Genomic DNA, 10866 nt, shown 5'->3' with positions numbered 1-10866 from the left:
GCCTGCCGCCCAGCGTCACCGCCGCTCCTAAAGCCCGTCTAACCCCCGGATTCCGCCGGAAGCCACCGGCCACGACGGCGCAGCCCGGCACCGGCGGGCGAAAGCACCGGGTTAGCCGCCCTTTAGAACCGCACCGAGAGTGGTGGTCCCACAACACCAGCACCCGACCATCAGCGGAGTGGCGACAAGGCGGGCCATGGCGAACAACGAAGAGAAGCTCCTCGACTACCTCAAGCGCGCCACCACGGATCTGCGCACCGCACAGCGCCGGTTGAAGGAGGTCGAGGCAGCCGGCCGCGAGCCCATCGCGATCGTCGGCATGGCCTGCCGGTTCCCCGGCGGCGTACGCTCGCCCGAGGAGCTGTGGGACCTGGTGGCACAGGGCGGGGACGCCATCGGCTGGTTGCCGGAGGACCGCAACTGGGATCTGGAAGCCCTCTACGACCCCGACCCGCAGCACCCCGGCACCAGCAACACCACGCAGGGCGGCTTCCTGGACGACGTCGCCGGATTCGACGCCGCGTTCTTCGGGATCTCGCCACGCGAGGCCATCGGCATGGCTCCGCAGCAGCGGCTGGCCCTGGAGGCCTGCTGGGAGGCCATCGAGCACGCGGGCATCGACCCGCAGTCGCTGCGCGGCAGCCGCACCGGCACCTTCATCGGCTGCGACCACCTGGACTACTACTCCGACCCGTCCCAGGTACCGGACGGATCCGCCGGCTACTTCACCATCGGCAACACCGCCAGCGTGGTGTCCGGCCGGGTGGCCTACCTCCTCGGCCTGCAGGGCGCCGCGGTCACGGTGGACACCGCCTGCTCCTCCGCCTCCGTCGCCCTCCACCTGGCGTCCCGCTCGCTACGACAGTCGGAATGCTCCCTCGCACTTGCGGGCGGGGTCGCGGTGATGTCCTCGTCCGCGCCCTTCGTCGGCTTCGCCGACCTCGGTGTGCTCGCACCCGACGGCAGGTCCAAGGCGTTCTCCGCGCACGCGGACGGTATGACCATGTCCGAGGGCGTCGGCATCCTCCTGTTGGAGCGGCTGTCGGACGCACGGCGCAACGGGCACCAGGTGCTGGCCGTCATACGCGGCTCCGCGATCAACCAGGACGGCACCAGCAACGGCCTCACCGCACCCAACGGGCCTGCCCAGCAGCGGGTCATCACCGAAGCACTCGCCGACGCGCGGCTGACGGCGGCCGACGTCGACACCGTAGAGGCCCACGGCACGGGCACCACCCTCGGCGACCCGATCGAGGCCCAGGCACTGCTCGCCACCTACGGCCGGGAGCGGCCGGAAGGACGCCCGCTCTGGCTCGGTTCGGTGAAGTCCAACATCGGCCACACCCAGATGGCCGCCGGGGCAGCAGGTGTCATCAAGATGGTGCTGGCCATGCGGCACGGGACGCTGCCCGCCTCCCTGCACCTGAGCGAGCCCACCCCCGAGGTGGACTGGAGCTCGGGGGCTGTCGAACTGCTGACGGAGCCACGCGACTGGCCACGCGGGGAAGGCCCGCGCCGCGCCGGCGTCTCGTCGTTCGGCATCTCCGGCACGAACGCCCATCTGATCCTGGAGGAGGCCGACGAGGAAGAACCCTCGTCACCCGCCCACCTCGGATCGCCACCGTCCGGCCATGCGTCCGAGCGGGCCGCGGAAGTGATGCCGTGGGTCCTGTCGGGGCGTACAGCGGACGCACTGCGGGGCCAGGCTCGGCGCCTGGCCGACTGGCTGGCCACCGACCCGGCCCCCGGTCCGGGCCCCGGTCCGGACGCACAGGACGTCGGCTGGTCGCTGGCCACCACCCGCTCGGTCTTCGAGCAGCGGGCGGTGGTGCTGGGTGCGGGCGGGGAGGAGATGCTTGCGGGTGTGCGGGCGCTGGCCGCTGGTGAGCCGCACCCGTCGGTGATCTCTTCTGGCCAAGCCCCCGGTGGTGGGCTGGTGTGGCTGTTCAGCGGACAGGGCAGCCAGCGCGTGGGTATGGGCGCCGAGCTGTATGCGCGCTTTCCCGTGTTCGCTGAGGCTTTCGACCAGGTGTGTGGGTTGCTGGACCCGCAGTTGGGTGTTTCGTTGCGGGAGGTGGTGTTCGAGGGCAGTGCGGAACGGTTGGAGCACACGACGTGTGCGCAGGCGGGGTTGTTTGCGCTGCAGGTGGGGCTGGCGCGGTTGCTCGAGTCGTTCGGGGTGCGGCCGGATGCGGTGGTGGGCCACTCCATCGGCGAGGTGACGGCAGCCTATGTGGCCGGGGTGTTCTCGCTGGAGGACGCCTGCACGCTGGTGGCCGCCCGGGCGACGTTGATGGGGGCGCTGCCCGAGGGCGGAGCGATGGTGGCCGTCGAAGCCGGTGCCGAGGAACTCGACCTGCCCGAGGGTGTGGCGGTTGCCGCGCTGAACACGCCCACCAGCACCGTCATCTCCGGTCCGGAGGAACCGGTGCTGGAGCTGGCGGCGGAGTGGAAGTCCTGGGGTCGTAAGACCAAGCGGCTGTCGGTCAGTCACGCTTTCCACTCCCCGTTGATGGAACCGATGCTGGAGGACTTCCGCCAGGCCGTCGAGGGCCTGGACTACCAGCCACCCTCCCTCCCGTTGATCAGCAACCTGACCGGGCGGCCCGCCGACGAGCGCATCGCCACCCCCGGCTACTGGTGCGAGCACATCCGCCAGCCGGTCCACTTCGCCCCGGCCATCGCTCGGACCGCCCACGACGCGGGCACCTATCTGGAGCTGGGCCCCGATCCGGTACTGGCCACCGCCACCCAGCACACCCTCCGGCACCACCGTGTCGCCGACAGCCGGGACGACGGGCTGGAGCCGTCGGTCGTACCGACCCTGTCCCGGAAGCGGCCCGAGGTGACCGGACTCCTGCACGCCCTGGCCCGGCTGCACACCTCCGGGTCGGACGTGGACTGGGCGACCGTCGTGGACGGCCACGGCGGGGAGCGGCGCCCGCGTGCCGTCGCACTGCCGACATACGCGTTCCAGCACCAGCGGTTCTGGTTGGCGCCGCCGAGCGTGCACGCCCCGCGGGGCAGCGAACTGGAAGCGGAGGAAGCACAGCTCTGGCAGGCCGTCGAGAAGCTGGACGTCGAGGCACTGGCGAGCGGCCTGCGGCTCAGTGACGACAGCGAGGCCGTAGACACGCTCCGCCCCGCGCTGCCGATCCTGGCCGACTGGCGGCGTCGGCGACGGCAAGAAGCACGGCTGGACTCGTGGCGGTACCGGGTCGTCTGGTCGCCGCTGCCTGTCGGAGACCGGAAGCAGTCGACCGGCCCGCGCGGTACCTGGCTGGTGTTCGTCCCCACCGGGAGCGAGGAGGACCCGGCCGTACGGATGTCCGTGCAGGCGCTGCGGAAGCACGGCGCGGAGCCGCGTGTCCACCAGGTGGATGTCGCGACGGCCGACCGTGCCGTGCTGGCCGCCCAGGTGGCCGAGCTGACGAGCGCGCGGACCGAAGCGACCGGGACGACCGAGGCCGCCACCGAGGCAACCGAAGCGACCGGCGACGACTCACCGGCGGGTGTGCTGTGCCTGCTGCCCTTGGACGGCGGTGCGTTCCTCCCGGAGCACCCGGCGGTCCCGGCCGGACTCGCGGCGACGACGGCACTGTTCCAGGCTCTCGGCGACGCGGAGGTCGAAGCTCCCATGTGGTGCGTGACGCAGGGCGCGGTATCCGTCTCGCCTGATGAGCCGCTCCCCCACCCGGCCCAGGCGCCGGTCTGGGGCCTGGGCCGGGTGGCCGCACTCGAACATCCCCAGCGCTGGGGCGGCCTGGTCGACCTGCCGACGGAACTCGACTCCCGAGCCGCCGACCGACTGGCCGCACTGCTTGCCGAAGACCGTGCCGAGGAACCGTCCGAGGACCAGGTGGCCCTTCGGGGATCCGGCAGCTACGTGCGACGCCTCCGACGGGCACCCGCCTCGCAGGGCCTCGACGCCACGTGGCGGCCCGAGGGGACCACACTCGTCACCGGCGGCACCGGCGGACTCGGGGCCCACCTGGCCCGCCGGCTCGCGGAGCACGGCGCGCCGCACCTCCTTCTCGTCTCCCGCAGCGGGCCCGACGCACCCGGCACCACCGAACTGGTCCAAGAGCTACGCGCCTTGGGCACCCAGATCACCGTCGAGGCATGTGACGTGTCCGACCGTGAGGCCGTACGACGGCTGCTCGACGGCGTGCCCGAGTCGTATCCGCTCACCGCCGTCTTCCACGCCGCCGGTACGGCCGAGATCGGGCCCGTGGCCGAACTGGACGCGGAGGCCCTGCACCGCCAGTTGAGCTCGAAGGCCCTGGCGGCGGCGCATCTGCACGAGTTGACGCGGAACCTGGACCTGAGTGCCTTCGTGCTGTTCTCGTCCAACGCCGCGACCTGGGGCAGCGGCAGACAAGGCGCGTACGCCGCCGCCAACACCTACCTCGACGCCCTCGCCGAACACCGCCGCGGCCTCGGACTGCCCGCCACCAGTGTGGCCTGGGGTCCCTGGGGCGAGATCGGCATGGCCGCGGATCAGAAAACACTCGCCTACCTCAGCAAACGCGGTCTCGCGCCGCTCGACCCCGGTCTCGCCACCACATGTCTGCACCAAGCGCTCAGCAGCGGTGACACCACTCTGACTGTCGCCGACGTCGACTGGGAGAAGTTCTCCGCGGCCTTTGCCGCGCAGCGCCCCAGCCCGCTGCTCAGCGGTCTGACCACGACCACCGGCACGACCACCGGCACCGGCACGGAGCAGCACTCCGAGGCCCTCGGGAACTCCGGTAATGCCTCGCCCGACGGTCCGCTGCACCGGGAACTCGCCGACAGCACACCCGCGCAGCAGCTCCGGATCCTCCTGCAGCACGTCCAGGCCCGTGCCGCCACGGTCCTGGGCCACCCGGACCCGACGGCGCTCCCACCCTCCCGGCCGTTCCAGGAACTGGGCTTCGACTCACTCACCGCCGTCGAGCTCCGCAACCAGCTCACCGCGCTGACCGGCGAGAACCTTCCGCCCACCGCTGTTTTCGACCACCCCACGCCCCAGGCACTCGCCGGATACCTGCGCACACGGCTGTGCGGTACGACGACAGATGCCGGCGACGCGGCCACTCAGGGACGGCGGGGCTCGGCAGCCGACGCGGCACCGAGCGACGAGCCGATCGCCATTGTGAGCATGGCGTGCCGCTTTCCCGGAGGCGTCCGTACACCGGACGAACTGTGGGACCTCGTCGCGCAGGGCAGGGATGCCATATCCGGGCTGCCCACCGATCGCGGTTGGGACCTGGACGCGGTCTACGACCCCGACCCCGACCACCGTGGCACCAGCTACGTACGCGAGGGCGGCTTCCTCCACGACGCGGCCAGGTTCGACGCGGCGTTCTTCGGCATCAGCCCGCGTGAGGCGCTGGCCATGGACCCGCAGCAGCGACTGCTGCTGGAGACCGCCTGGGAGACCTTCGAAAACGCCGGCCTCGACCGCGCCTCGCTCCAGGGCAGCAACACCGGGATCTTCACGGGCGGCACCTTCCAGGGATACGGCTCCGGCGGCAGTGCGGCCGCCCCCGATGTCGAGGGCTTCCTGCTCGCGGGCGGCACACCGAGCGTCATGTCCGGCCGGCTCGCCTACTCCTTCGGCCTGGAGGGGCCCGCGATGACGGTGGACACGGCGTGTTCGTCGTCGCTGGTCGCGATGCATCTGGCGGCCCAGGCGCTGCGCCAGGGCGAGTGCGAACTGGCATTGGCCGGTGGCGTCGCGGTGATGGCCACGCCTGCGACATTCGTCGAGTTCTCGCGTCAGCGCGGCCTCGCACGGGACGGCCGCTGCAAACCGTACGCCGCCGGGGCGGACGGCACGGGCTGGGGCGAGGGCGTCGGGCTGGTCCTGCTGGAACGACTGTCCGACGCCCAGCGCAACGGCCACCGCGTACTGGCCGTATTGCGGGGCTCGGCCGTGAACCAGGACGGCACCAGCAACGGTTTGACGGCGCCGAACGGTCCTTCGCAGGAGCGGGTGATCCGGCAGGCGTTGGCGGGTGCCCGGTTGTCGGCTGCTGATGTGGATGTGGTCGAGGGCCATGGGACGGGCACGACGCTGGGTGACCCTATTGAGGCGCAGGCGTTGTTGGCGACGTATGGGCAGGAGCGGGCGGCGGATCGGCCGTTGTGGCTGGGGTCGGTCAAGTCGAACATCGGTCACACCCAGGCTGCGGCTGGGGTTGCGGGTGTCATCAAGGTGGTGCAGGCGATGCGGCATGGTGTGCTGCCCGCGTCGTTGCACATCGATGAGCCCTCGCCGCACGTGGACTGGGAGTCGGGAGCAGTTCGGCTGCTGCGGGATGCGGTGGAGTGGCCGGGAGGAGAGCGCCCGCGCCGGGCGGGTGTCTCCTCGTTCGGTATCTCGGGCACGAACGCACATCTGATCCTGGAGGAGCCACCGGTCGCGGAACCCGCACAGGTGGGGGCCGATGTCACCGGGGTGGTGCCGTGGGTCATCTCGGCGCGGGGCGCGGAAGCGCTGCGGGGGCAGGCAGCAGCCCTGGCCCAGGTGTCGGGTGCGGTGGGCGCGGTGGGTCGTTCGCTGGTGACCTCCCGGACACTGTTCGAGCAGCGGGCGGTGGTGCTGGGTGCGGGTGGGGAGGAGTTGCGTGCGGGTGTGCGGGCGCTGGCTGCTGGTGAGCCGCACCCGGATGTGATCGGCCCGGGCGAGCGGGTGGGCGACGGTGGGCTGGTGTGGCTGTTCAGCGGCCAGGGCAGCCAGCGCGTCGGCATGGGCGCGGAGTTGTATGCGCGCTTTCCCGTGTTCGCTGAGGCTTTCGACCAGGTCTGTGGACTGCTGGACCCGCACCTGGGCGTTTCGTTGCGGGAGGTGGTGTTCGAGGGCAGTGCGGAGCGGTTGGAGCACACGACGTGTGCGCAGGCGGGGTTGTTTGCGCTGCAGGTGGGGCTGGCACGGTTGCTCGAATCGTTCGGGGTGCGGCCGGATGCGGTGGTGGGCCACTCCATCGGCGAGGTGAGTGCCGCGCACATCGCCGGGGTGTTCTCGCTGGAAGACGCCTGCACGCTGGTGGCCGCCCGCGCCACGCTGATGGGGGCCCTGCCCGAGGGCGGAGCGATGGTGGCCGTCGAAGCCGGTGCCGAGGAACTCGACCTGCCCGAGGGTGTGGCGGTTGCCGCGCTGAACACACCCACCAGCACCGTCATCTCCGGCCCCGAGGAACCCGTGCTGCAACTCGCGGCGGAATGGAAAGCCCGAGGTCGAAAGACCAAACGGCTGGCGGTCAGCCACGCCTTCCACTCCCCGTTGATGGAACCGATGCTGGAAGACTTCCGCCAGGCTATTGAGCAGGTCCAGTTCCACCAGCCCACGCTTCCGTTGATCAGCAACCTGACCGGGCGGCCCGCCGACGAACACATCACCACTCCCGGCTACTGGTGCGACCACATCCGCCAGCCGGTCCACTTCGCCCCCGCCCTCACCCACCTGGGCACCCACACCTACCTCGAACTCGGCCCCGACCCCGTCCTGACCACCGCCACCCAACACACCCTCGAAGACAACCCCCTCACCCTCTGCACCCTCACCGCCAAACAACCCGAGACACGCGCCCTCGCCCACGCCCTCGCCCAGCTCCACACCCACGGCCACGACATCGACTGGACCCCCTGGTTCCCACCCGGACCCACCATCGACCTACCCACCTACGCCTTCCAACGCCAGCACTACTGGCTCGCACCCGGACACCCCGCCGAAGACATCGAGGCAGCCGGGCCGGGGGACGACTCGCCGTTCTGGGATGCCGTCGAGCGCGGGGATCTCGAAGCTCTGACGCACACGCTCGGCTCGTCCGAGGAGCAGCAGCCGATGCTGAGCGAGTTGCTGCCCGTGCTGGCGGAATGGCGGCAGCGGCGGCGCGAGCGTGCCGTGCTGGACGAGTGGCGCTACCGGGTCGACTGGAAGCAACTGCCGGAGGAGAACGCGCCTGTGCTGAGCGGCACATGGTGGGTGTTCACTTCCGCCGCGCAGGAAGAGGCTGCCCGGACGGCTGTCCGTGCCCTCGGTGAGTACGGTGCCGAGGCGCGCGTCTGTGAGGTGGATGTCGCGGCGGCCGATCGTGACCTGCTGGTCGACAAGGCGGCGACGCTGGCGGCGGAGGACACTCCGGCGGGAGTGCTCTGCCTGTTCGGGCTCGACCGGTCCCGGCTCCCGGGGCATCCGGAGCTGTCCGCCGGCCTGGCGGCGGCGACGGCGCTGGTCCAGGCGCTCGGGGACGCGGGGATCGAGGCGCCGTTGTGGTGTCTGACCCAGGGCGCGGTCTCCGCGTTGCCCGGTGAACCGCTGCCGCACCCGGATCAGGCGCAACTGTGGGGGCTGGGCCGGGTCGCCGCGCTCGAACATCCCGAGCGCTGGGGCGGGCTCGTCGATCTTCCGGTGGCCGTCGACGACCGTACGCATACGCGGCTGGCAGGAGTGCTGACGCGTGGTCAGCCCGAGGACCAGGTGGCCATCCGCTCCTGTGGGATCCTCGCGCGCCGTCTGCGCCACGCGCCGGTTTCCCGGGGCGACGGCGACAGCGGCGTCTGGGGTGCCGAGGGCACCACGCTCATCACGGGCGGCACCGGGGCGCTGGGCATGCTGCTCGCGCGCCGGCTCGCGGAGTTCGGTGCGCCGCATGTACTTCTGGCCTCCCGCAGCGGTCCGGACGCTCCGGGCGCTGCTGAACTCGTCGACGAGTTGCGTGCGCTGGGTACCGAGGTCACCGTCCGGGCCTGTGACGTCTCCGACCCGGAGGCGCTGCGGCAGCTTCTCACCGCCGTTCCGGACGCCTGTCCGCTGAAGGCCGTGTTCCACGCGGCGGGTGTGGCGGACATCGCGCCGCTGGCCGAGCTGCGGCCCGCTCAGCTCGCGGAGGCGCTGCGGGGGAAGGCGCACGCGGCGGCCCTGCTGCACGAGCTCACCCGTGATCCGGGCCTGGACCTGAGCGCCTTCGTACTGTTCTCCTCCGGGGCCGCTGTCTGGGGCAGTGCCCGGCAGGGCGCGTACGCCGCCGCCAACGCCTACCTGGACGCCCTCGCCGAGCACCGCCGTGGTCTCGGGCTGCCCGCCACCAGTGTGGCGTGGGGCCCTTGGGGTGACACGGGGATGGCGGCCGACGAGGCGGCGGTCACCTATTTCGAGCATCTGGGTCTCGCCCCGTTGGCGCCCGATCGGGCGGTTGCGGCGTTGCGGCTCGCGGTCGAGCACGGCGACACCGCCGTCACGGTCGCGGACATCGACTGGCGGAAGTTCCCCGCCGCCTTCGCCACGCAGCGGCCCAGTCCGCTGCTGGCCGATCTCTCCCTGCCCGGCGAGGGCGACGGGAGTCAGGACACCGCTGGAGCGGTCCACGACGGCGGCTCTCACCCGCTCCAGCGGCAGCTTGCCGACAGTTCGCCCGCTCAGCAGCAGCATCTGGTGCTGCGCCTGGTGCGGGCGCAGGCCGCCGCCGTGCTCGGGCACTCGGGCCCGGACGCCGTACCGTCAGGGCAGCCGTTCCAGGAGTTGGGCTTCGACTCGCTCACGGCCGTCGAGCTGCGCAATCGGTTGAGCGCTGCCAGTGGGCTCGAGCTGCCGGCGTCGCTGGTGTTCGACCACCCCACGCCGCAGGCGGTGGCCGCGTATCTCCGGGAGGAACTGACCGGCGGGCGTACGGAGGTGGCCCGAACAGCGGTGGATGTCGGCACGGTCGCGCAGGACGAGCCGATCGCGATCGTGGGCATGGCCTGCCGGTTCCCCGGTTCCGCGCACTCCCCCGAGGAGCTGTGGGAGCTGGTCGTGGAGGGACGCGACGCCATCGGGCCGATGCCGTCCGACCGCAACTGGGATCTGGGGCTGATCTACGACCCCGACCCGGACCACCCCGGCACCAGCTATGTGCGGGAGGGCGGCTTCCTCCAGGACGCCGCCGGGTTCGATGCGGGCTTCTTCGGCATCTCGCCGCGCGAGGCCCTGGCCATGGATCCGCAGCAGCGCATCCTCATGGAGACCGCGTGGGAGGCGCTGGAGAGCGCGGGCATCGACCGTGAGGCGCTGCGCGGCAGCGGAACGGGCGTGTTCACGGGTGTCACCTCGCAGGACTATCTGTCGCTCACGAACATCACCGCCAGCGATGTGGAGGGTTACGTCGCCACCGGCAACATCGGCAGTGTGGTGTCGGGCCGGGTGGCCTACACCTTCGGGCTGGAGGGCCCGGCCGTGACGGTGGACACGGCGTGCTCGTCCTCGCTGGTCGCCACCCATCTGGCCAGTCAGGCGCTGCGTCAGGGCGAGTGCGAGCTGGCGCTCGCGGGCGGGGTGACGGTGATGGCGACGCCGGGTGCCTTCGTCGAGTTCTCCCGGCAGCGCGGGATGGCGTTCGACGCGCGCTGCAAGGCCTTCGCGGCGGGAGCCGACGGGCTGGTGTGGGGCGAGGGCGCGGGGCTGCTGCTGCTGGAGCGGTTGTCGGACGCGCAGCGCAACGGGCACGAGGTGCTGGCCGTGATCCGGGGCTCGGCGGTCAACCAGGACGGTGCCAGCAACGGCCTCACCGCCCCCAACGGGCCTGCTCAGCAGCGGGTCATCGCCCAGGCGCTGGCCAACGCCCGGTTGACGCCGTCCGAGGTGGACGCCGTCGAGGCGCACGGCACGGGCACGGCGCTCGGCGACCCGATCGAGGCTCAGGCGCTGCTGGCAACGTACGGCCAGGACCGGTCGGCGGACAGGCCGCTGCTGCTGGGCTCGGTCAAGTCCAACATCGGGCACACCCAGGCCGCGGCAGGAGTGGCGGGGGTCATCAAGACGGTGCTGGCCATGCGGCACGGTGTGCTGCCCGCCTCCCTGCACATCGACGAGCCCACCGGGAAGGTCGAGTGGGAGTCGGG

At 71.6% G+C, this 10866-nt stretch carries 1 protein-coding gene; it reads left to right on the top strand.

Going from position 1 to position 10866, the window contains the following annotated elements:
* Positions 1–196 precede the first annotated feature (196 nt).
* A partial coding sequence (locus KBY19_RS36940; protein ID WP_282107129.1) for a type I polyketide synthase occupies positions 197–10866 on the top strand: 10670 nt, incomplete at its 3' end.

Origin of the sequence: Streptomyces sp. B15 (assembly GCF_018070605.1) — a bacterium.
GTDB classification, from domain to species: Bacteria; Actinomycetota; Actinomycetes; order Streptomycetales; family Streptomycetaceae; genus Streptomyces; species Streptomyces smyrnaeus.
The sequence above is the reverse complement of the archived record's forward strand: the minus strand, read 5'-3'. Positions and strand labels throughout refer to the sequence as shown.